Source organism: Lichenihabitans psoromatis (assembly GCF_004323635.1).
Taxonomy (GTDB): Bacteria; Pseudomonadota; Alphaproteobacteria; order Rhizobiales; family Beijerinckiaceae; genus Lichenihabitans; species Lichenihabitans psoromatis.
Genome location: NZ_CP036515.1, coordinates 3,857,071 through 3,879,137, shown reverse-complemented (window position 1 = coordinate 3,879,137; position 22,067 = coordinate 3,857,071). Strand labels below are relative to the sequence as shown.

Below are 22,067 nucleotides of genomic sequence, written 5' to 3'. Positions count from 1 at the left end.
CCATTGAAAAGCAGACAGTCTGATCGCTATGGCAAACAATGATGACGTGGGATCTCTCGACGATCTGGCCGTGTTCCTCAGCGTCTGTGAGATGCGGGGGTTTCGGGCGGCGGCAAAGCGGCTCGGCCTCTCGCCGTCGACGGCGAGCGACAGGATCGTGCAGTTGGAAAAGCGGCTCGGCGTGCCGCTTCTCATCCGAACGACGCGCAGCGTGGTGCCGACAGAAGCGGGTCACGTTCTGGCGAATCGTCTGCTGCCAGTCTTTGCCGAAACTCGAGCGGCCCTGCAGGACGCCGCGAGTTCACACCGGGACGTGAGGGGGCTGCTACGCCTGAACGTGACCGGCGCCGTGATGGTCGATATTCTGCCACCGCTGCTCGACCGATTTCTTCATGACCATCCCGGCATTCGGGTCGAACTCGTGGTCGAGGATCGGCTCGTTGATATCGCGGCGGCCGGCTGCGATGCCGGCATCCGATATGGCGAGCATCTCGCGCAAGATATGATCGCCGTGCCGATCGGACCGCCGTTCCAATATCTCGCGGTTGCGGCCGCCCCGTCCTATCTCGACACACGCGGCGTGCCGGGCCACCCGCGCGATTTGTTGGACCATGAGAGCATCCGCTTGCGGTTTTCGAGTGGGGCGCTGGTGCCTTGGACATTCGAGCGGGGTGAGGAGACCGTCACGGTCGACCCACCGGGCCGGCTCATCATCGGCGTCGATGCGGCGGACGCCGCGATCGGGCTGGCCTGTCGCGGACTTGGCGTCATCGCGACCTTCGAGAACTGGCTTAGACCCTCGCTGGACTCCGGGGCACTGCGACCTGTCCTGGTCGATTGGTGGACCCGATTCGAGGGGCCGCACCTTTATTTTTCCGACCGCTTCATGCCGTCCCCGCTGCGCGCCTTCGTCGACCTCGTTCAGGCCGAGCGACTGTCTGCGGCAGCTTTGGCGAGGGCGCCTGATTGCGTTTAAGCCTAGTGCAGCTTCGCGACGTCCGGTAAGTCTCGCCCATGGCAAAAGCTCTCGCTCCACCCTCCGCACCGTCAGAGCCCATCGTGGTCAATCTGCGCGATGCGTTGGAGGAGCGCTATCTCGCTTACGCGCTATCGACCATCATGGGTCGCGCCTTGCCGGATGCCCGCGACGGGTTGAAGCCGGTGCATCGGCGTATTCTCTATGGCATGCAGGTGCTGCGGCTGGACCCGGCGACCGCGTTCAAGAAATGCGCGAAAATTGTCGGCGACGTCATGGGTGATTTCCATCCGCATGGCGATCAAGCGATCTATGACGCTCTGGTCCGCTTGGCGCAGGATTTCTCGTCGCGCTATCCGCTGGTCGACGGGCAAGGCAATTTCGGCAATATCGATGGCGATCCCGCCGCAGCCTACCGCTATACGGAGGCGCGGCTGACGCCGATCGCCAAGCTGCTGCTGGAAGGGATCGACGAGGATTGTGTCGACTTCCGCGACAATTACTCGGGCGACAAGCAAGAGCCCATCGTTCTGCCGGCCGCCTATCCGAACCTCTTAGCCAACGGCTCGCAGGGAATCGCGGTCGGCATGGCGACCTCGATCCCGCCGCATAATCTCGCCGAACTCTGCGACGCCGCGCTGTATCTGATCGCCCATCCCGAGGCAGGGGCCGCGCAACTCATCACCTTCGTGCCGGGGCCGGATTTTCCGACCGGCGGCATCATCGTCGACTCGCAATCCTCGATCGTCGAAGCCTACCGCACCGGGCGGGGCAGCTTCCGGGTGCGGGCGCGTTGGTCGCAAGAGGATATCGGTCGCAGCTGGGCCGTCGTCATCACCGAGATCCCGTATGGCGTGCAGAAGTCGCGTCTCATCGAAAAGCTCGCCGAACTCATCAACGAGAAGAAGCTTCCGCTCGTCGGCGACGTGCGCGACGAATCGACCGAGGATGTTCGGGTCGTGATCGAGCCGCGCTCGAAAGCCGTCCAGCCCGCTTTGATGATGGAAAGCTTGTTTCGGCTGACCGAATTCGAGGCGCGCGTTCCGCTCAACATGAACGTGCTGGTCGATGGCGTCGTGCCGCGCGTGATCGGGCTGCCGGAGGCTTTGCGCCAGTGGCTCGACCACCGCCGCGTGGTGCTGCAGCGCCGCTCGCTGCATCGCCGGGCCGAGATCGAGCATCGGCTCGAGGTGCTGAGCGGCATGTTGATCGCCTTCCTCAATCTCGACGAGGTGATCCGCATCATCCGCGAGGAAGACGAGCCGAAGGATGAACTGAAAGCCAAGTTCGAGCTCACCGACGTTCAGGCTAATTACATCCTCGACACCCGCCTCCGCAGCTTGCGGCGTTTGGAGGAAATGCAGCTCCGCAGCGATTACGACGCGCTGTCGAAAGAGCGCGATGCGCTGCAGAAGCTGCTCGATGACGAAGGCGCGCAGTGGAAAGCCATTACGGCGCAGATCCGCGACGTCAAACGCAAATATGGGGCCGATACGGTCATCGGCCGTCGCCGCACCAGTTTCGAAAGCATGCCGGAGATTCACGAATCGGCGCTGACCGAGGCGATGGTGGAGCGCGAGCCGGTGACGGTCGTGCTGTCCGATAAGGGCTGGATCCGCGCCCTAAAAGGCCATGTCACGGCGCTTGAAACGCTCGTGTTCAAGGGTGACGATAAGCTGCGACTGTCGATCCTGACCGAAAGCACGGCCAAGCTTTTGATTTTTGCCACGACCGGCAAGGTCTTCACGATCGAAGCCTCCAAACTTCCCGGTGGACGTGGCGTCGGCGAGCCGCTCCGCATCATGGTCGACATGGACGAGGGCGGCGACGTTGCGGCCATGCTGCCGTATCGGGTTGGCGAGCGGCTGCTGGTGATCGCCTCTGATGGGCGCGGTTTCTCGGCCTCGCAGGACGATCTCGTCGGGGGCACCCGCAAGGGCAAGGCGCTGATGACGCTGGATGGCGAGGCGCGTCTTGCGCTGGTGCTTCCGGCGAATGGCGACCATGTCGCGGTGATCGGTCAAAACCGCAAGCTGCTCGTCTTCCCGATCGACCAGATGGCCCATATGGCGCGCGGCAAGGGCATGCGGCTGCAGCGCTATAAAGATGGCGGCCTGTCCGACGCCAAGGTGTTTCATCTCGCGCAAGGATTAACGTGGCGCGATACGTCCGGCCGCACCTGGACCGTGGCGGCCGCCGAGCTGCGGGATTGGTCGGCTAATCGGGCCGAGGCCGGACGATTGCCGCCGAAAGGTTTCCCGAAGAACAACATGTTCGGAAGTTAGAACAACACTCCCCGCGGCTCTTGCGTCCCGGCGCCCGCTCCAGCACGCTGAACGATCGCGCGCCGGAAGCGTGTTCGAAAGCGGGTGTCCGAATGAAATGCACGGTCGAAATCGAATGCACCCCGCTCGAGGCGCGGCAGTTCTTTGGCCTGCCAGATGTGACGCCGCTGCAAGAGCGCATGATGAGCGAAATCGAAAAAAAGATGCTGGCCGAGATGGAGCGGTTTTCGCCCGACGCGATCCTTAAGACCTGGCTATCGCTCTATCCGCAAACACCTGAGCAATTTCAGGACATGATGGCGCGGGCGCTCAATGGCGGCCTCGCCAAACGGCCGTGATGGTCGAGCCTTCAAGCTGATCCGGGTCGGGATCGCTCCACTCGCTCCCATCCGTTGAGGCCAAGCCTCTCCTGGGGCAGATAGCGCGCCTTGTAATCCATCTTGCGGGACCCGGCGACCCAGTAGCCAAGATAGAGATGCGAGAGCGCGAGGGATCGCGCTTGGGCGATATGATCGAGGATCATGAACGTGCCGAGAGACCGGTTCATGATCTCCGGATCGTAGAAGGAATAGACCATCGACAATCCGTCGGCGAGGATGTCGGTGAGGCAGACCGCGATGAGATCGCCGGTGCCTTGACCCGTGATGGCCGTATCGGGCCCGCGTCTGCGATATTCGATCAGCCTCGTGTCAACATGGCTGTCCTCGATCATGGTGGCGTAGTCGAGAATGCTCATGTCGGCCATTCCGCCTTCACCGTGTCGCGCGTCGAGATAAGCGCGAAACAGAGAATATTGCTCGGAGGTGGGCCGGTTTGGGATGAGTGTGCCGATCAGATCCGTATTGGCCGCGAGAACGCGCCTGAAGCTCTGACTCGGTGCAAATTCGTCGACCTTGACGCGAACCGAGACGCAAGCTCGGCACATCTCGCAAGCGGGTCGATAGGCGATGGTTTGAGAGCGGCGGAAGCCGGATTGGCTCAAGGTGTCGTTGAGCGCGCCGGCTCGACGCCCGATCAGATGGGTAAAAACCTTCCGTTCCTCGCGCCCCGGTAAATAAGGGCATGGCGAGGGTGCGGTCAGGTAGAACTGCGGCGCGTCGCGCGGCTCACGCGTCAAGATCGTTCACCCTCACGCCCGTTCGACTGGCCGCGCGGTGCGGCTAGATCCGTCGGACGAAGATCACGCCTGAAAGGATGTCGTGCAAGCATCTTTTGTCGGCAGTGACGAGCGACAGGAGGAAGACAGGCGGAAACATCCAACTCACGTAGAACAAGACCGCATGAACGGCGGCGTTGATGAACGGGACTCGTCCGCCGCTGCCCTCCAACCGCATCTCAAGGTCGGCCGCACGCATGCCGAACGTCGCCATGCGCGGCCCCGACACTGACAAGCCATTGTAGAAGAAGGCCACGAACGGAAAGAGGGGCGGCAGCAGCAGGAGCGACAAGCCGAACGTCAGCACGAGTAGCCCCGTCCAAAGAACAAGCGACAGAATCGAGACCAGGATCAGGTCGAGGCAAACCGCAACGATGCGACGCGAGCGAACGCCATTCAGGGCGCCGACCGGCAAGCCACCGCGCGTGATCGAGGCGCTGACGGGCTGAAACGGTGTCCATTGGGTCGAGTTCATCGATCGGCTCCTGGTACGGCACATCACGCGTGCCACAAGGTCGCGGGTCGCTCATGTCTCGTGGCGATGCAGATGTGGAGGGTCGTCCGTCTCGCAACAAGGGCCGCCTTTGATGAGGATCGGCGGAAGCGGGCATCGAGCGCGCAACATGGGCGCTACACGCGACGCGGCACGAGGGTCGGGAAACCGAGAAATCCACCAGGGCGCCAGATCAGGGTGGCGACCAGCACACCATAGACCGCAAGGTCGCGATAAACGATCGGGAACGCGGCAGACCATCCCGATTCGATCATCCCGACGAACACGCCGCCGAGAAATGCGCCCGGCACCGAGCCAATCCCGCCTAGCACGGCGGCCGTCAACGCCTTCAAACCGAGGGTAGTCGCAAACGCGACGCTGAAGTCGCCGAACATCAGAATCGTGATTGCACCGGCGAGTCCGGCCAGGGCCGAGGCGAGCGCGAAGGTTTGAGCCACGATCCGATTGCGGCCGATGCCAAACAGGGCGGCGGCTTGCGGGTCGTCGCTGAAGGCCCGCCATTCCCGGCCAAACCGCGAAGACGTCATGGCGCGAAGAAGCGCCGCCGCCGCAACGCCCGCCACGAGGCTCACCAGCACCGCGATCGGCGTGACCGTGACCGTGAAGGCGTCGTCCCTGGCGAGCGCTTGTGGGGTATCGAGCATCGGCACGATCCAGCGCGCTTGGCTGCCTTGGACCAGCCGCAAATACTCTCCCAGAAACAGAGACAAGCCGACCGTCGCAACCAGTCCCTGTTGCCCGGTCGCGCCTTGAAGCGGTTGAAAAACGAGCCGACTGATCGCTAGCCCGTGGCAGAGCGTACACAGGATCGCGATGGCGATGGAACCAGGCAGGATCAGCCAGACCGGCAATCCGCTCAAGCCGAGGACGACGATAAGCGCCGCAAGCCCCCCGATCGCCGCAAAGGCTCCAAAGGCGAGATTGATCCGGCCGATCAGCCCGTAGACGAGCGAGTAGGCGGCCGCCAACAGGCCATAGACCGCACATGATGGACAGGCGTTGACGAGTTGCTGCAGCCAATAGCCAATTTCGACCGGAAGCACGACGGCATTCTCGGCGCCGGCGATGGGCAAGGGGTCGTTCGGCACGCGATCGCTCGATTCGAGCCAGAACCGGTTGAGCATGAAGACGCGCGGCTCTGACAAGGGTCCCGTTTCGGTCCGCAGCGCGGTCAGCGAGAGTCGTCGGGCACCATTGTCGAAGCTGCATTGCACCCAACGGGCGGTTGCGTTGGCGGCCACGTCGCTGAGCCGGTAGTCGACGCGGATCGTGGGATCAGGCCCGGCGACCACGAGGGATTGATGCACGATGGTGACGGCGGCATCGTCCGTCAGCGCTTCGATGACCATCCGGCACATCCGCGCCTGATCTCGATCCAACGCGGGCGTGCAGGCGCCAAGCGAGAGGGCCATCACGACCAGGGGGACCAGGACGCAGACACGGACCGGGAGTTTCATGCCTCGATCGTAGTCGAGCCGCCTCGAATAGAAAGCGGCATCGACGATCGGGCTGCGAGGCCGCTAGTGTTCGGTGGTCTTCGTGTCGGTGTGGCTTTCGCTCAGCGCATCCGACATCGCGTCATGGCCGCCTTGCGCGGCGTTGAGCCGCTCGCCCAACTCGCTCAAGCGCGCGTCCGCGTGTTTTTCTTCGGCCAGCGTTTCCTCAAGCAAGGTCGCAACCTGATTCAGCCCCAACTGCGATGCCCAGGAGCGCAGCGCGCCATAGCGTGCGATTTCGTAATGCTCGATGGCTTGCGCGGCCGCGATCAGCCCGGCATCCAGCGCCGGGCTGCCCTCGAACTCGTCCATGATGTCCTTGGCTTCCTCGATGATGCCTTGGATCGCCTCGCACGGCACGCTCTGGACCTTCTTGCCGAGCAGCTCGAAGACCTGTTCGAGTCGTTCGATCTGCGCATGGGTTTCGTCACGATGCTGCTCGAACGCCTGCTTCAGCTCATCCGAATCAGCGGCTTTGGCCAATTTCGGCAAGGTTTTGCCGATATGCCGTTCGGCGTAATAGACGTCCTTCAGCGTATGCATGAAGAGGTCGCTCAACGTCCTTGTTTTCGATCCCATGTCGTTCCCCTCAAATTGCTGGATGTCCCTGGTGACGAGAGCAATGCTTCCGTCGACGGCCAACTTTTAGGGCGATGGTGCGACACGCTGATTGCGGCGACGATGTTTAACCCGCGCGCAGCCGCTCGGCCGCCTCGAGGGCGAAATAGGTAAGAATGCCGTCAGCCCCCGCGCGTTTAAAGGCGATGAGGCTCTCCATCATGGCGCGCGGACCATCGATCCAGCCGTTCCGCGCCGCGCCCGCGATCATCGCATATTCGCCTGACACCTGATACGCGAAGGTCGGGACGCTAAACTCCGCCTTCACGCGCTGCACGATATCGAGATAGGGCATGCCCGGCTTGACCATGATCATGTCGGCGCCTTCGGCGAGGTCATGCGCGACCTCTCGCATGGCTTCGTCGCTATTGGCCGAATCCATCTGATAGGTCCGCTTGTCGCCGATTAACGTCGTGCTGGTGCCAATCGCGTCGCGGAACGGCCCGTAGAATGCCGACGCATATTTTGCCGCGTAGCTCATGATCTGCACGTCGTCGAAGCCCTCGGCATCGAGCCCGGCCCGGATCGCGGCGACGCGGCCATCCATCATGTCCGAGGGCGCGATGATATCGGCACCCGATCGAGCCTGGTTGATGGCCTGCGCGACCAAGAGGTCGACGGTCGCATCATTGAGGATTTCTTCGCCATGCATGATCCCATCGTGCCCGTGGCTCGTGTAGGGATCGAGCGCTGCATCGGCCACGATGCCGAGGTCCGGCACCTCCGCCTTGATGGCGCGGCATGCCTGACAAACGAGGTTCTGATCGTTCAGCGCTTCGGAGCCGATGGCGTCGCGCAGCGTCGGCGCCGTATTGGGGAACAAGGCGATCGCCGGAATATCGAGTTCCCGCGCCCGAACGGCGGCCCGCACTGCCTCGTCGACCGAAAAGCGATCAACACCCGGCATCGAAGCGATGGCGTCCCGGCGCCCGCTGCCTTCGACAAGGAACATCGGCCAGATCAGGTCATCGGTCGTCAGCACATTCTCCCGCACCAGCCGACGCGCCCACTCCGATTTGCGGTTGCGGCGGGGACGGTGGGAGAGCTCTAAATGCGCTCTCGGGCGCTGCTCGGGCCGGCCATTCCGGTCGTCCTCGACGCGATGCAACATGGTGATCTCCGCCTCTCGGCCTTCTTATAATGTTTCAAACCTAGCATAGCCTGTGGTTTGACGAAAAGACGCTGGATTGAGGCGGAGCGGATCGTCGCGCCGACCGATCGGGTCGCGCACTTGACAAATGTGGGTCCGACCATCTCTTCCGAGCATCGCGTCTGCATGTGCAGCGGCGACGATCCAACGAGAGGACGCCCGAAGCGTGAAGTCAGTGTCCAACACGCCGCGCTACAAGCCCCCGCTCCCGGCCATCAAGATCGGGTCGGCCGAGCGGTCCGGCGCGGAGACGCGTTTCGGCACGTTGTTGGTGTGGTTCATGCGGCTGCTCTCGCTCCTTTGGGTCCTGCAAGGCCTGCTGCATTGGTGGTCTGTTCTATCCAGCGACGCGGACTCGACCGCGACCTTGAGTACGATGACCTCGATCGGGGTCGCGGCGGTCATGTTTTTCGCGGTGATCGATCTCGTCGCGGCCGTTGGACTATGGCTGGCGGCGGCCTGGGGCGGGGTCGTCTGGCTGGTCACGGTTGCGGCGCAATGGCTCACGATCCTGATCCTGCCCGGCTTCTTCGATTTCGACCTTGTGGTCGGTGTCGTCGATGTCGTTCTGGTGATCGTTTACTTCCTGCTTACGTATCAGGCGGCTCGCGAGAACGCGGCTTATGTTTAACAAGTCTTCACGAGCAACGGCGGTAAGGAAACTAAACAATTAATCGATGTATTTAATTCAAATACACGCTTTTAAAAATCGGCTACTTCACTTTCGATTTACCCAAACGAGTAAACGCTGCGTTCATTCTGTTGTTTAAACTCGTCTTCATGCGCTTAGCCTATTTCTTGGATCAGAGCGAAGGGGGTCGGTAGAGCCGCCTCGCAGATCAGACATGGGGCGTCGAATGGCAACGGTTGCTAAAGTTGATGTGGCACAGACCCGAAGCGAGCGGATCAACGACGTTCGTCCGGTCTATCTCGAAGCGCTCACCATGGTGGAGCGGCTGCATCGCCGGCTTCTGGACGTCATCAAGGACGAGTTCGACCGGCGCGGTCGCAACGACGTCAATTCGGTCCAGGCGCTGCTGCTCTACAACATCGGCGACAAGGAACTGACGGCCGGCGAACTCCGCACCCGCGGCTACTATCTCGGCTCGAACGTGTCCTACAACGTCAAGAAGCTGGTCGAAATGGGCTATCTTCACCACGCCCGGTCGCGCATCGATCGTCGGTCGGTGCGGATCAGCCTGACCGAAAAAGGGCAGGACATTCACAATATCGTCACGTCGCTCTATGAAAAGCATGTCACGACTGTGGAGCAGATCGGCGGAATTTCGGGTGACGAATTCGCTAAGCTCAACCAAGCTTTGACGCGTCTCGAGCGCTTCTGGACGGATCAGATCCGCTACCGCCTCTAAGCGGTGCAGGATGCCGCGCGCGCTTGTTTTTGCCCCGTTTGACGCTTAGGTTGCGGTCAAGGGTCCTGCTGCCGTCTCGGCGAGCGGTGACGACATTGCCTGAGGGTTGCGTCGATGGGTGGTATGAGCATTTGGCACTGGATCATCGTCGGCGGCGTGCTTCTGCTGCTGTTCGGCGGTAAGGGCAAGGTCTCCGATCTGATGGGTGACTTCGCCAAGGGCATCAAGTCCTTTAAGAAGGGCATGGCTGACGACGACGTGGCTGATGCCAAGGCACCGATCACGCCCGTGACGCCCGTCAATGTCGATCAGGTTCGTTCGATCGATCATCAGGGCAAGCCGATCGAGAAGACCACGGAAACGCATCGGGTCGTTTGATCCGACCGCTTCGCCGCCGGCAGCCTCGGGCGACCTCGCCGTGAGGCTCATCTTCTTACGACGACTTGAGTATCCATGTTCGATTTCGACGCCGGAAAGCTTCTGATCATCGGCGTGGTCGCGTTGGTCGTGATCGGCCCGAAGGATCTGCCGCGCGTGCTGAGGCAAGTGGGGCAGGCGGTCGGCCGGTTGCGTCGGATGGCGAGCGAGTTCCAGGGCCAGTTCATGGATGCCATGAAAGAGGCCGACATTCAGGACATCCGCGACGAAATGGCCAAGATGACCAGCCAAGCTGATCTCAAGGTGCATTTCGACCCTGTCCGCGACATTCAAAGTGAATTGACTAATGCGGTGACCCCGTCCGGTCCGCTTCTTGCGCCGCCAACATCGGCCGCGACCGACGGTTTTTCGCTCCCGCATCAATCCGACCTGATCGCTGACGATGTGAGCGCAACGGCAGCTGCCGCCGGATTTGCGCCCGTGGTCGAGCAAAACGCCGTGACCGAGGCGATTAGCCATCACCCGGCGATCGAGCAGCCTATGATCGAACCGCCTTTGGCCGTTCTTGATAGTGCGATCGTCGCTGCTCCATCAACTGTCAACGGCGCTCTGGCGGACGACATGACGTCGGTCGGGGATGGCCCCTCGCGCAAGCGGAAGATCGTTCTCCCGAAGCGACGCGTCGGGGCCGCGGCGCTCCGGCAAGAGGCGCAGGCCGATCTCGGCCTGCGCGCCAGGACTGTGCGGGTTCGTCGGCACGAGGCGACCGAACAATGACGACCGTGCCGATCGACGACATCGAGGCCTCCAAAGCTCCTTTGATGGAGCATCTGATCGAGCTGCGCTCGCGGCTGATCAAGTCGGTGATCGCGTTCCTGGTCGCCTTCGTGATCTGCTTCTATTTCTCGAAGCACATCTACAATATCTTGGTCTATCCCTTCGTCGCGGTGGTCGGGGTGGAGAATGCGAAGCTGATCGCGACGCATTTTCTCGAGCAATTCTTCACCAACATGAAGCTGTCGATGTTCGGCGCTGCCGTCATCGCTTTCCCGATCATCGCGACGCAAATCTACATGTTCGTCGCGCCTGGGCTGTATAAGCACGAGAAGAATGCCTTCGTGCCGTATCTTGTCGCGACCCCGCTATTCTTCGTTCTTGGGGCGTTGCTGGTCTATTTCGTCGTTCTACCGCTGCTGATCCGCTTTTCGGTCAGCTATACGCAGGTCAACGTGCCTGGCGAAGCGACGATCGAGTTGCTGCCGAAGGTCAGCGAATATCTCTCTCTCATCATGACGCTGATCTTTGCTTTCGGGATCGCGTTTCAGCTTCCGGTCATTTTAACGCTGCTGGGTCAGATCGGCGTCATCGATGCCGCATTCCTACGATCGAAACGCCGTTTCGCGATCGTCATCGTCGCGATCGCGGCCGCGATCCTGACACCGCCCGACGTGATCTCGATGATGTCGCTGGCGGTGCCGATGCTGGTTCTCTACGAGGGTGCCGTCATCGCTGTCAGCATGATCGAGAAATCACGCGCCAGGAAGGCTGCGGCAGATCGTTCGACCTGATAAGACCGACGCGCGAGACGAGAGCGGGGCGCGCCTCGCTGACGTCTCCGTCGGTTTGATCGATCGCGGGCGCTTCGTCCGCCCGTGATCTCATAGGGCGCATAGATCGCAATGTACGACATCAAGTGGATCCGCGAGAATCCCGAGGCTTTCGATCACGGCAGGGAGCTTCGTGGCCTCGATGCGCTCAGCGCGACGCTGTTGGGGCTCGATGACATCCGCAAAGCGGCAATCGCGAAATCCCAATCGGCTCAAGAGCGGCGTAACGCGGCCGCCAAGGAAATCGGCCAGGCTATGGGCCGCAAGGACATGGCGCGCGCCGATGAGTTGAAAGCCGAGGTCGCGAGCCTGAAAGCCTCCTCGGCGACCTACGAAGCGGAGGAGCGCGAGGCCGTGATGGCCTTGCAGACCGCCCTGCTCGAAATTCCAAATATTCCGGATGCCGACGTGCCGCGTGGTCGGGACGAACACGATAATGTCGAGATCCGTCGGCACGGCGAGCCTCGCTCCTTTCCGGCCGATAGCCCTGCGCGTGAACATTTCGAGGTCGGTGAAACGCTCGGCCTCATGGATTTCGAGGCGGCCGCCAAGATGTCCGGCGCGCGATTCGTGGTGCTGCGTGGCGGCTTAGCGCGGCTCCATCGCGCCCTCGGGCAGTTTATGCTCGATCTACACACCGATCAGCATGGCTATCAGGAGATCGATCCGCCGCTGCTGGTGCGTGCCGACGCGATGGTTGGCACCGCGCAATTGCCGAAATTTCGAGACGACCAGTTCCGGGCCGGCGACGAGTTGTGGTTGATTCCAACAGGCGAGGTCCCGCTTACCAATCTGGTGCGCGACAGCATCGTCGACGACAAGCAGTTGCCGATGCGGCTCACGGCATTGACCAATTGCTTTCGGGCCGAAGCAGGATCGGCTGGACGCGACACACGCGGCATAATTCGACAGCATCAATTTACCAAGGTCGAAATGGTGTCGATCACGACACCCGAAACCTCGCGTGAGGAGCACGAGCGGATGACCGGCTGTGCCGAGGCCGTGCTGCAAAAACTTGGCTTGCCCTACAGGGTCATGTTGCTTTGCACCGGCGATATGGGATTTGCGTCGGTGAAAACATACGATCTCGAGGTCTGGCTGCCGGGGCAGGGGAAATATCGCGAGATCTCCTCCTGCTCGGGCTGCGGCGACTTCCAGGCCCGGCGCATGGACGCGCGCTACCGTCCCGCCGGCGCGAAAGCGACGCGCTTCGTCCATACGCTGAACGGATCGGGGGTCGCGGTGGGCCGTGCTCTCGTCGCAGTTCTCGAAAATTACCAGAATCAGGACGGAAGCGTCACGGTGCCTGAGGTGTTGCGGCCCTATATGGGAGGCATCGAGGTGCTCCATCCCGTGCGAAAGGACTGACATGCGCATTCTGATCACCAACGACGATGGGATTCATGCGCCTGGTTTGGCCGTGATGGAGCGGATTGCCCGCAGCCTGACGGACGATGTCGTCGTGGTGGCGCCCGAAACCGATCAGTCGGGCGTGGCGCATTCGCTGTCGCTCTCCGATCCGTTGCGATTGCGCGAAATCAGTCCGCAGCATTTCGCCCTAAAGGGCACGCCGACCGATTGCGTCATCATGGCCGTGAAGGCGATTCTGAAAGATCGGAGGCCCGATCTCATCCTGTCGGGTGTGAATCGCGGCCAGAATGTCGCGGAAGATGTGACCTATTCGGGCACCATCGCGGGCGCCATGGAAGGCACGCTCCTCGGTATTCCCTCGATTGCCATGAGCCAAGCCTATGGTCCAACGACCGGCCGTAAGAACCCGTTTTGGGACTGTGCCGAAGCGCATGCCCCGGCTTTGATCCGCAAATTGCTAGACGAGACCATCGCGGGCGGCACGTTGGTGAACATCAACTTCCCCGATTGCGCTCCTGATGCCGTACGTGGGGTGGCGGTGACGAAGCAGGGACAGCGCGGCAGCGATCTCGTCCATATCGACGAGCGTCAGGATGGGCGCGGCAACGCCTATTACTGGATCGGCTTCGCGCGAGATGGGATCACGCCGGGGGAGGGGACCGATCTCGAAGCTCTGGCGCGCCATGCCATCTCGATCACGCCATTGCGACTTGATCTAACCCATCACGCGTCTTTGCAACGGTATGCGGAAGTTTTCGCGTGAAAGCCCGGTTGGCCTGAGCCATGACGTGGTCGCTCCCTCCCGGCATCGTCGATCGAGACGACCCCGAGCGGAGATCGGCTGAGGCAACCGCGTCGTTTTTGCTCCGCCTGCGAGCCTCGGGCATCCGGGACCTCGCGCTTTTACGCGCCATGGAAGCCGTGCCGCGCGCCATCTTCGTTCCCCACCGCTATGCCGATCTCGCGGGCCGCGATATCGCTTTGCCAATCGGATGCGGGCAGACCATGCCCGAGCCAAGTTTCGTTGCCTCCGTGCTCGAGGCACTCTCCTGTACACCGCAATGCCGCGTGCTCGAGGTCGGTGCTGGAACGGGTTACGCGACCGCGATTTTGTCGCGCCTCGCGCGGGACGTGGTGGCAATCGAACGGTTTCAGGATCTCGCGATCGAAGCCTGCGCGCGGCTCGATCGGCTTGGCATCACCAATGCGACGATCGACTGGGAGGACGGTCTCGACCCGCATCAAAGGCTGGGATCGTTCGATCGAATCGTCGTTCATGCCGGGCTCGACGAAGCGCCCTTGTCGCTGCTCGGACGATTGGCGCCGGGCGGTACCCTCATCTACGCCGAAAATCTGGCCTCGACCCGAGAACGGCGGCGATCGCAAACTCTCATGCGGATCACGCTCGACCGCGATGGCGGTCCGCTCGAAACCGCCATTCGCCCCTCGCGATTGCAGGGCGCCTGCAAGGGACGATCCGCGGTTTTGTGACGTCGACTGCGCTCGCCGATCCGCAACTCATCATGGCATTCGTGTGGCCCAAATCTTAAGGCACACGAGATTTCGTCAAAATCGAAGGTTTCGATTCATCTTAAACCGTCCCTTAACCCCCCCGGTCTTTAATCATCCTCAGTGACGACGGGTTCGTGGATGGGTTTCGCTGATGAGTAAGATTGCGCCCTTCGGGCATGGCCGCCTTGCCCTCCAATTCTGTGCCGTCGGCGCCGTCGCGGCCTTGATGGCAGGTTGCTCGACCGACTCGACGCGGTTGACGGATCCGTTCTCCAATCCTTTTGCGACCGCGTCGAACGAGCCGGCTCCCGCGCCAATGCACGGCCGAACCATCCCGGCGGGTCGCTCCCCCCCTGTCATAAGCCGCGCACTCTCTGCGCCGACCTCGTCGGTCGCCGCGGCCGAGCCACTTCGTCCGCGCCTGATGACGTCTTACAACGCACCAGTCAGCCACGAGACGACGGGCTCGATCGAGCCAACTCCTGTTCGCACGGCTTCCGGCTCGTCCTACGGCGGCTGGACCTCGTCGGGCGGCGTTGCCGTGACGGTTGGGCCCGGCGAGAGCGCCGACCTGCTATCGAAGCGTTATGGCGTACCGCCGACGGCTCTGCTGCAGACCAATGGCCTGCGGACCTCGGCTGACGTTCGGCCCGGCAGCCGCATAACGATCCCGGTTTATAACGCGGTCGCGGCCGCTCAACGGCCCGAGCCTCAGGTCGCGCGGGCCGAACCGATCCGGAACGAGCCTGCCCGGAACGAGCCTGCCCGCGAAGCACGTCAGGAGCCCCAACGCGTAACCGAGCCGCCCGCGCTGCGCAAAATGGCCGATCGCAAACTTGCCAAGGCCGAGCTGCTGAAGCCGAAAGCCGAGCGCATGGCGGCTGCGGCCGAGCGAGCACCGGCGCATGCAGCCGCCCCGGCTCAAGGCCGTGTCGTGGCCGCCGCGCCGCGCATCGTGTCCGAAAGAGTGACAATCGCCGAGCGCGTCAAGGCTGCGAAAGCCGAAGCGAGGACTGCCGACGCCGAGAAGAAGGCAGAAAAGACCGCTCGGACCGAGAAGGCGGAGCCTGCAACCGCGAAGATGGTTCCGGTCAAGACTGCAGCCATCAAGGCGCTTCCTGCCACCAAGGCTCCTGCCACCAAGGCTCCTGCCGCCGTTCGCACGGCCTCGCTCGAAGCCGCTCCGAGCGCTCCCGCAGCGGCGAAGCAGGTTGATCCGGCGCCCACAGCCAGCGTCGCGGCTTCCGCACCGGCAACCGATGCGTCCGGTAATCCTGAGTTCCGCTGGCCTGCTCGCGGCCGCATCATCCAGGGTTTCAAGGGCGGTAGCGGCGGCAATGACGGCATCAATATCGCGGTGCCGGAAGGCACCTCGGTTAAGGCGGCCGAAAACGGCACGGTTGCCTATGCGGGGAGCGAATTGAAGGGATACGGCAATCTCGTTCTGATCCGGCATCCAAACGGCTTCGTGACCGCCTATGCCAATAATGGCGAGCTCGACGTCAAGCGCGGCGATCAGGTCAAGCGCGGTCAAACGATCGCGAAATCCGGTCAATCCGGCAATGTCGCCTCGCCGCAGCTGCATTTTGAGCTGCGGAAGGGTTCGACCCCGGTCGACCCCACCAGCTATTTGGCCGGGCTCTAGCGCCCCGCCAACCCATTCGACTGAGCCCAGAGAGCTCCGTCGTCCGGCAAGCTTCCGAGGTTCCGCGAGACACGAAACCTGGGAAGCGACATGAGGCGGCAGGTCCAAGGAAAGGCCTGCCGCCTTGCTGCTTCTGGCGGTCTGCCGCGCCTTCACAGCATCTTGGGCAAGCTATGACGTCGTGATCGTCATTCCGAGACGCCCTGCGAGATCTTGGATGAACTGCCACGCGGTGCGGCCCGAGCGAGCGCCGCGTGTCGTCGACCATTCCAGCGCGTCGGCCACGAGACGGTCGTCCGGAACATCCAAGCCGAATTTATCGGCATAGGCGCGGACCATCTCGAGATATTCGTCCTGCGAGCATTTGTGGAAACCGAGCCAGAGGCCGAAGCGGTCGCTCAGCGACACCTTTTCCTCCACCGCCTCGCCGGGGTTGATCGCGGTCGAGCGTTCGTTGTCCATCATGTCGCGGGGCATCAGGTGCCGCCGATTCGAGGTTGCATAAAAGAGGACATTGTCGGGTCGCCCTTCGATGCCGCCTTCGAGCACCGCCTTCAACGACTTGTAGGACGTGTCGTCGCCATCGAACGACAAGTCGTCGCAAAACAAGATGAAGGCATGTGGCGCTTCACGAAGCAGGCCCATCAACACCGGTAGCGAGTCGATGTCCTCGCGATGAATCTCGATCAATTTCAGTCGACGTTTCGCGCCACTTGCGTTGACTTCCGCATGAGCGGCCTTGACCAGCGATGATTTGCCCATGCCCCGTGCGCCCCAGAGCAGCGCGTTGTTGGCCGGCAAACCCTTGGCGAACCGCAGCGTGTTGTCGAGCAACTGATCGCGAACCCGGTCGATGCCGCGCAGCAGCTCGACGTCGACCTTGTTGACGCGGCGCACAGGCTGCAATTCCGACATCGACGCCGACCAGACGAACGCGTCCGCCGCATCGAAATCGGGATCGGTCGCGGCCGGTGGGGTCATGCGGTCGAGCGCGCTCGCGATGCGCTCGAGCAGCGCGAGATAAGAGGGGTCGAGTGTTGGCATGGCCTCCGTCCGGCGTGTTGCGGCTTGATGATGTGACCGCTTTAGAGCGTCAGCGGATCAGATAGGTTTCCATGATGCCTTTGCCCTTGATGCTCATGGGGGGCAAGGCCTCATAGGTGTAGCGCGCGCCGAGGACGTCCCGCGTTGCCTGCGTGATGTGAACGCGCCCCGGCGTGCCGTAGCGCTCCATCCGGCTTGCCGTATTCACCGTGTCGCCCCACACATCGTAGACGAATTTGTGGGTGCCGATGATGCCGGCCACGACGGGACCAGTGTGCATGCCGAGCCGCACGTTCAACGGCTCGCCAGCGGAGCGGCTCGCCGCCGCCACGACGGCGGGCATTTCCAAGGCCATCGCGGCCACCAGCGCTGCATGGTCCGGCAGCTCCTGCGGGAGACCGCCAGCCACCATATAGGCGTCGCCGATCGTCTTGATCTTTTCCAACCCGTTCTGCGCGGCCAAGCGGTCAAATTCGGAGAAGATGCCGTTCAGGAGATCCAGCGTCTCGCCCGGGCTGAGCCGCGAGGCAAGCGCCGTGAAGCCGACGAGGTCGCAAAACAGGATCGAGACATCGGCATAATGGTCCGCGATCACGGTTTCGCCGGCCCGCAGTCGATCCACCACCGACGCCGGCAACACGTTGCGAAGGAGGTTTTCCGAGCGCTCACGTTCGGCTTGGAGCCGCTCGGTGATGGCGGCCTCGCGCTCCCGCAGCAGCTTTCGTTCAAGCGCCGCGTTGATGCGGGCTTGCAGCAGCACGGGGTTGAGCGGCTTCGAGAGAAAATCGTCCGCTCCAGCCTCGATGCAGCGAACGGCACCATCGACCTCGTCCATGGCCGAAATCATCACGACCGGGAGTTGCCGCGTCGCGCTGTCGGAACGAAGCTGCCGCAAGACATCGATGCCATTCATCCCGGGCATGATGAGATCGAGGAGAACGAGGTCGAACGGCTCGCTCTTCAGCAAGGCGAGTGCGCCCTCGCCGGAATCGCATAACTGGACGGAGTGCCCGTCGCGGGTAAGACGGCGCGAGAGAAGATCGAGGTTGGAAACATTATCGTCGACGACCAAAATGCGACCGACCGTCTTCGGCTGTAAGACGTGCTGGTCGAACAGCACGGCACGGATCGCCTCGACAGCCTGTTGCAGCTTCGGCGGCTCAGCTGGCGTTTCCTCGACGGTCGTCGGCGTCAACCCTTGCCCCCGCAGCAGGTGCATCATGCCATCGATTTGCCCCAGCAAGCGGCGGGACGCGTCGACCATGCCGTCGATCGTGCCGCAAAAGGCGTCGTCTCCGTTGTCACGCGCTTCCTCGCTCAGCAACTCGCCGTAGCCGAGGATCGCCGTGATCGGCGTCCGGAGATCGTGGCGCAGCTTGCTCGACATGGCTTCGATCTCGCGTCCCGCGAGAGGCAAGCCTTCATGCACGCCATCGAGAAGACCAACCACCATTTGGTCGAGCCGGTCGCTTGCGACTTTAATCTTGGCGAGGTCCGAGAGATAGTGATCCATCCCGTCTCGGTGCGCATCCTCGATCAGGAGATCGACGAAGCCCGCAACGACGTGGACAGGTGCCTCGAATTCCGCCCTGACGAACGAGGCCAGCGCGCGCGCCATTTGATCGGTTTCGAGTGAGTCGCTCTTGGGCGCTGGTGTCTGCAGAAGCATATCGTCTCGATCGTCAAAATCCGGGCGGTCGCGCCTCGGAAGCATGATGCTTGTACGATAGCCGTCGACAACCCAGCCGCATCATCCGTCGACGAACCGAATCGGTCAGTCCGTCATGTTGCACTCTTGCGGGCGGCTTGCGAGCCGGATAGCTGCTGTTTGCATAAAGTTGCGTTGCGTCGGACTAAGCCGCTGCGATCGCGGCCAAAAAATATGACGGAGGATCAGGACGGAACCATGGCGATCTCGCGCAACGCACTTGTGGCCGGAAATTGGAAGATGAACGGCGTTTCGGCGTCCTTGGCGGAGCTGAAGGCGATCGCCGAGGGGGTTGCCGGAGGTGCCGCCGGGACCGCTGCCTGTGCCATCTGCCTGCCCGCGACGCTGCTAGCGCGTGGCGCCGAAATCGCGGGTCAGCATCTTCTCGTCGGCGGCCAGGACTGCTCTGCCGAGACGTTCGGCGCCCACACGGGCGATCTCGCGGCTGAGATGCTCCGCGACTCGGGCGCGAGCCTCGTGATCGTCGGGCATTCCGAGCGTCGTGCCGACCATGGTGAGACCAACGCCGTGGTTCGTGCCAAGGCGGAAGCGGCGTATCGCGCCGGCCTGACCGCAATCATCTGCGTCGGCGAGACCCGTCCGCAGCGCGACGCTGGCGACGCTCTCGAGATCTGCGGCGCACAGCTCGAAGGCTCGTTGCCGCCCGGCGCCACACCCGACAACACCGTCCTGGCCTACGAACCGGTGTGGGCGATCGGCACAGGGCTTGTCCCGACCGTCGATGACGTTGCGGCGATGCATGCCTTCTTCCGCGCCCAACTTAAAGCGTTGCTGCCGCATGGAGGTGACGCGCTTCGCATTCTCTATGGCGGATCGGTAAAGCCCGACAATGCCGAGAGCCTGATGGGGATCGATAACGTGGATGGCGCGCTCATTGGCGGCGCGAGCCTCAAGGCAAAAGATTTTCTGGCCATCGCCTCGGTCTATGCCTGACGGCTAGCGCAGCCGGCTTCGGCTCGGAATTGTTTGCTTAGCGGGTGCCATCGTGTAAAACCCGCGCCGACACCTCCGTCATCGTAACGGGGCGCTTCGTGCGTCCGTTGCGGGCAGGCCTGCGTTTCGAGCTCCTTCATGCAAACCGTTTTGATCGTGTTTCATCTGATGATCGTTGTGGCGTTGGTCGCCAGCGTCCTTCTGCAACGGTCCGAAGGTGGCGCGCTCGGGGTCGGTGGAGGCGGGGGTTTCATGACCGGCCGCGGACAGGCGAATGCCTTGACGCGCGCGACCGCGATCCTGGCCGGTTTGTTTTTTGTCACCAGCTTATCGCTCTCGATCATCGCGAGCTATAATCGCGCCCCGAAATCAATCCTTGACACAGCCGTTCCGGCGGGTGTCACGACGACCGCTCCGGTTCAGGGCGGTACCCCGCTCGACCAGTTGAAGCGGCTCGAGCAGCAACGTAATTCGACCGCGCCCGCGGCTCCCACCGCGCCGGCCGTTCCGGCCACGCCTGAGGCGCCGAAGTCGCAGTAAGCGACCCTCGTTTCGTTCTTCGGCCAAACGGCTGGGGTCATGGCTGCCCTGCGCGGCCCCGTGCGGTTTATTCTCGTCAAACCGCTGAAAACTGGATAAGCGTGAACTCCCATGGCGCGGTATATTTTCATCACCGGCGGCGTGGTCTCTTCCCTCGGAAAAGGCCTTGCGGCCGCGGCACTCGGTGCTTTGCTGCAGGCTCGTGGTTACACGGTCCGGCTTCGGAAACTTGACCCCTATCTGAACGTCGATCCAGGCACGATGAGCCCTTACCAGCATGGTGAGGTCTTCGTGACGGATGACGGGGCCGAAACCGACCTCGATCTCGGGCATTACGAGCGGTTTACCGGCCGCCCTGCGACGCGAGACGACAACACGACCGCGGGTCGCATCTACCAGGAGATTATCGCCAAGGAGCGGCGCGGTGACTTCCTCGGCGGCACCGTTCAGGTCATTCCGCATGTGACCGGCGCCATCAAAGATTTCGTGCTCGATGGCAACGAGGGCGTCGATTTCATCCTGGTCGAGATCGGCGGCACGGTCGGCGACATTGAAGGGCTGCCGTTCTTCGAGGCGATCCGGCAACTCGGCAACGATCTGCCGCGTGGTCATGCGGTTTATGTTCATCTGACGCTACTGCCGTACATCCCGAGTGCCGGCGAATTGAAGACCAAGCCGACTCAGCATTCCGTGAAAGAGTTGCGGTCGATCGGCATCCAGCCCGATATTTTGCTCTGCCGGACCGATCGCACCATCCCGAGCGAGGAGCGCCGCAAGCTCGGCCTGTTCTGCAATGTGCGTGAAGATGCGGTCATCGAGGCGCGCGACGCCGAGTCGATCTATGACGTGCCGCGTGGCTATCATTCGGCTGGGCTCGACCGTGCGGTGCTGACGGCCTTCGGCATCGAGCCGGCGCCGAAGCCGAATATGACGCGCTGGAATGCCGTGATGGAGCGGGTCAAGAACCCCGAAGGCGAAGTCACGATCGCGATCGTCGGCAAATATACCGGCATGAAGGACGCTTATAAATCGTTGCACGAGGCCCTCGTGCACGGCGGTCTGGCGAACCGCGTCGAGGTCAAGTTCGAGTGGATCGAAGCCGAGGTATTCGAGGGGAACGATCCCGCGACGCGGCTCGATCATGTCCACGGCATTCTGGTCCCAGGTGGTTTCGGCCAGCGCGGCGCGGAGGGGAAGATCCGTGCGGCGCAGTTCGCGCGGGAGCGGAAAGTGCCTTATTTTGGCATTTGCTTCGGCATGCAGATGGCCGTGATCGAGGCGGCCCGAAGCCTCGGCGGCGTTCCGGATGCGAATTCGACGGAATTCGGTCCCTGTGCCGAACCGGTCGTCGGGTTGATGACCGAGTGGATGCGGGGCAACGAACTCGAGCGGCGCGTCCACGAGGGAGACCTCGGCGGGACAATGCGGCTCGGAGCCTTCAAGGCTGAATTGCGTGAGGGGTCCAAGATCGCCGCGATCTATGGCTCGCAGGAGATTTCGGAACGTCACCGTCATCGCTACGAGGTCAATACGGCGTATCGCGAGCGGCTGGAGCAGCATGGCATGTCGTTCGCAGGCATGTCGCCCGACGGTTTGCTGCCCGAGACGATCGAGCTTGTCGACCACCCCTGGTTCATCGGGGTTCAATATCACCCTGAATTGAAATCGAGACCGTTCGCGCCGCATCCGCTGTTCGCTAGCTTCATCGCAGCCGCGCTCGAACAATCCCGTCTCGTCTGAGGC

At 62.4% G+C, this 22,067-nt stretch carries 22 protein-coding genes; 15 read left to right on the top strand and 7 right to left on the bottom strand.

Annotated features, from left to right (window positions below):
• Positions 1 to 46: 46 nt before the first annotated feature.
• The 3 genes from EY713_RS18110 (at position 47) to EY713_RS18100 (ending at position 3,599) form a co-directional block, all read left to right on the top strand.
• Entirely contained in the window at positions 47 to 976 is a 930-nt protein-coding gene (locus tag EY713_RS18110) for a LysR family transcriptional regulator (protein WP_342635957.1), read from the top strand.
• 38 nt (positions 977 to 1,014) lie between these two features.
• Positions 1,015 to 3,261 carry a DNA topoisomerase IV subunit A gene (parC, locus tag EY713_RS18105; protein ID WP_131117634.1) on the top strand — a complete coding sequence of 749 codons (2,247 nt, stop codon included), beginning with the start codon at positions 1,015 to 1,017 and terminating at the stop codon, positions 3,259 to 3,261.
• Positions 3,262 to 3,353: 92 nt separating this feature from the next.
• Positions 3,354 to 3,599, top strand: a complete 246-nt coding sequence (locus tag EY713_RS18100) for a DUF6489 family protein (RefSeq protein ID WP_131117631.1) — start codon at positions 3,354 to 3,356, stop codon at positions 3,597 to 3,599.
• An 11-nt stretch (positions 3,600 to 3,610) separates the two neighbouring features.
• On the opposite strand, the gene EY713_RS18095 is transcribed toward EY713_RS18100, so the two are convergent.
• The 5 genes from EY713_RS18095 to hemB all read right to left on the bottom strand — a co-directional run bounded on the left by EY713_RS18095 (position 3,611) and on the right by hemB (position 8,156).
• Positions 3,611 to 4,378 carry an arginyltransferase gene (locus EY713_RS18095; protein ID WP_131117628.1) on the bottom strand — a complete coding sequence of 256 codons (768 nt, stop codon included), beginning with the start codon at positions 4,376 to 4,378 and terminating at the stop codon, positions 3,611 to 3,613.
• 43 nt (positions 4,379 to 4,421) lie between these two features.
• Positions 4,422 to 4,892: an RDD family protein gene (locus EY713_RS18090; protein WP_131117624.1), complete on the bottom strand. Its 471-nt coding sequence runs from the start codon at positions 4,890 to 4,892 to the stop codon at positions 4,422 to 4,424.
• 155 nt (positions 4,893 to 5,047) lie between these two features.
• Positions 5,048 to 6,388, bottom strand: coding sequence for a branched-chain amino acid ABC transporter permease (locus EY713_RS18085; RefSeq protein WP_131117621.1), 1,341 nt, complete (start codon positions 6,386 to 6,388; stop codon positions 5,048 to 5,050).
• Positions 6,389 to 6,451: 63 nt separating this feature from the next.
• A complete protein-coding gene (locus EY713_RS18080) occupies positions 6,452 to 7,006 on the bottom strand; it encodes a YciE/YciF ferroxidase family protein (RefSeq protein WP_131117618.1) in 555 nt (184 codons plus the stop codon).
• A gap of 106 nt (positions 7,007 to 7,112) precedes the next feature.
• Positions 7,113 to 8,156: a porphobilinogen synthase gene (hemB, locus tag EY713_RS18075; RefSeq protein WP_131117616.1), complete on the bottom strand. Its 1,044-nt coding sequence runs from the start codon at positions 8,154 to 8,156 to the stop codon at positions 7,113 to 7,115.
• Between the two features lie 205 nt (positions 8,157 to 8,361).
• Here hemB and EY713_RS18070 point away from each other — a divergent pair, with 205 nt between their 5' ends.
• The 9 genes from EY713_RS18070 (at position 8,362) to EY713_RS18030 (ending at position 16,078) form a co-directional block, all read left to right on the top strand.
• Positions 8,362 to 8,826, top strand: coding sequence for a DUF6163 family protein (locus tag EY713_RS18070; protein ID WP_131117613.1), 465 nt, complete (start codon positions 8,362 to 8,364; stop codon positions 8,824 to 8,826).
• Positions 8,827 to 9,052: 226 nt separating this feature from the next.
• Positions 9,053 to 9,565: a transcriptional regulator LdtR gene (ldtR, locus tag EY713_RS18065; RefSeq protein ID WP_227400698.1), complete on the top strand. Its 513-nt coding sequence runs from the start codon at positions 9,053 to 9,055 to the stop codon at positions 9,563 to 9,565.
• Between the two features lie 114 nt (positions 9,566 to 9,679).
• Entirely contained in the window at positions 9,680 to 9,943 is a 264-nt protein-coding gene (locus EY713_RS18060; RefSeq protein ID WP_131117608.1) for a twin-arginine translocase TatA/TatE family subunit, read from the top strand.
• Between the two features lie 75 nt (positions 9,944 to 10,018).
• Positions 10,019 to 10,720, top strand: coding sequence for a Sec-independent protein translocase protein TatB (gene tatB / locus EY713_RS18055; RefSeq protein ID WP_131117606.1), 702 nt, complete (start codon positions 10,019 to 10,021; stop codon positions 10,718 to 10,720).
• Positions 10,717 to 11,511 (top strand): twin-arginine translocase subunit TatC, encoded by a 795-nt coding sequence (gene tatC, locus EY713_RS18050; RefSeq protein WP_131117604.1) that lies wholly within the window; start codon positions 10,717 to 10,719, stop codon positions 11,509 to 11,511. The genes tatB and tatC overlap by 4 nt, the downstream gene beginning before the upstream one ends.
• 111 nt (positions 11,512 to 11,622) lie before the next feature.
• A complete protein-coding gene (gene serS, locus EY713_RS18045) occupies positions 11,623 to 12,918 on the top strand; it encodes a serine--tRNA ligase (protein ID WP_131117601.1) in 1,296 nt (431 codons plus the stop codon).
• A 1-nt stretch (position 12,919) separates the two neighbouring features.
• Positions 12,920 to 13,684 carry a 5'/3'-nucleotidase SurE gene (surE, locus tag EY713_RS18040; protein WP_131117598.1) on the top strand — a complete coding sequence of 255 codons (765 nt, stop codon included), beginning with the start codon at positions 12,920 to 12,922 and terminating at the stop codon, positions 13,682 to 13,684.
• Between the two features lie 20 nt (positions 13,685 to 13,704).
• Entirely contained in the window at positions 13,705 to 14,412 is a 708-nt protein-coding gene (locus EY713_RS18035; protein WP_131117595.1) for a protein-L-isoaspartate O-methyltransferase family protein, read from the top strand.
• Between the two features lie 172 nt (positions 14,413 to 14,584).
• A complete protein-coding gene (locus EY713_RS18030) occupies positions 14,585 to 16,078 on the top strand; it encodes a peptidoglycan DD-metalloendopeptidase family protein (protein WP_131117592.1) in 1,494 nt (497 codons plus the stop codon).
• Between the two features lie 171 nt (positions 16,079 to 16,249).
• Here EY713_RS18030 and EY713_RS18025 read toward each other — a convergent pair whose 3' ends face one another.
• Both EY713_RS18025 and EY713_RS18020 read right to left on the bottom strand, forming a co-directional pair.
• Positions 16,250 to 17,122, bottom strand: a complete 873-nt coding sequence (locus EY713_RS18025) for an ATP-binding protein (protein ID WP_131117589.1) — start codon at positions 17,120 to 17,122, stop codon at positions 16,250 to 16,252.
• 49 nt (positions 17,123 to 17,171) lie between these two features.
• Positions 17,172 to 18,791: an adenylate/guanylate cyclase domain-containing protein gene (locus tag EY713_RS18020; RefSeq protein ID WP_165491182.1), complete on the bottom strand. Its 1,620-nt coding sequence runs from the start codon at positions 18,789 to 18,791 to the stop codon at positions 17,172 to 17,174.
• 237 nt (positions 18,792 to 19,028) lie between these two features.
• On the opposite strand from EY713_RS18020, the gene tpiA reads away from it, so the two are divergent.
• The 3 genes from tpiA to EY713_RS18005 all read left to right on the top strand — a co-directional run bounded on the left by tpiA (position 19,029) and on the right by EY713_RS18005 (position 22,064).
• Complete coding sequence (gene tpiA, locus EY713_RS18015) at positions 19,029 to 19,784, top strand: triose-phosphate isomerase (protein WP_131117584.1); 756 nt, start codon at positions 19,029 to 19,031, stop codon at positions 19,782 to 19,784.
• A gap of 138 nt (positions 19,785 to 19,922) precedes the next feature.
• Positions 19,923 to 20,324, top strand: a complete 402-nt coding sequence (secG, locus tag EY713_RS18010; RefSeq protein ID WP_131117581.1) for a preprotein translocase subunit SecG — start codon at positions 19,923 to 19,925, stop codon at positions 20,322 to 20,324.
• A gap of 111 nt (positions 20,325 to 20,435) precedes the next feature.
• A complete protein-coding gene (locus tag EY713_RS18005; protein ID WP_131117579.1) occupies positions 20,436 to 22,064 on the top strand; it encodes a CTP synthase in 1,629 nt (542 codons plus the stop codon).
• The last annotated feature ends 3 nt before the right edge of the window (positions 22,065 to 22,067 follow it).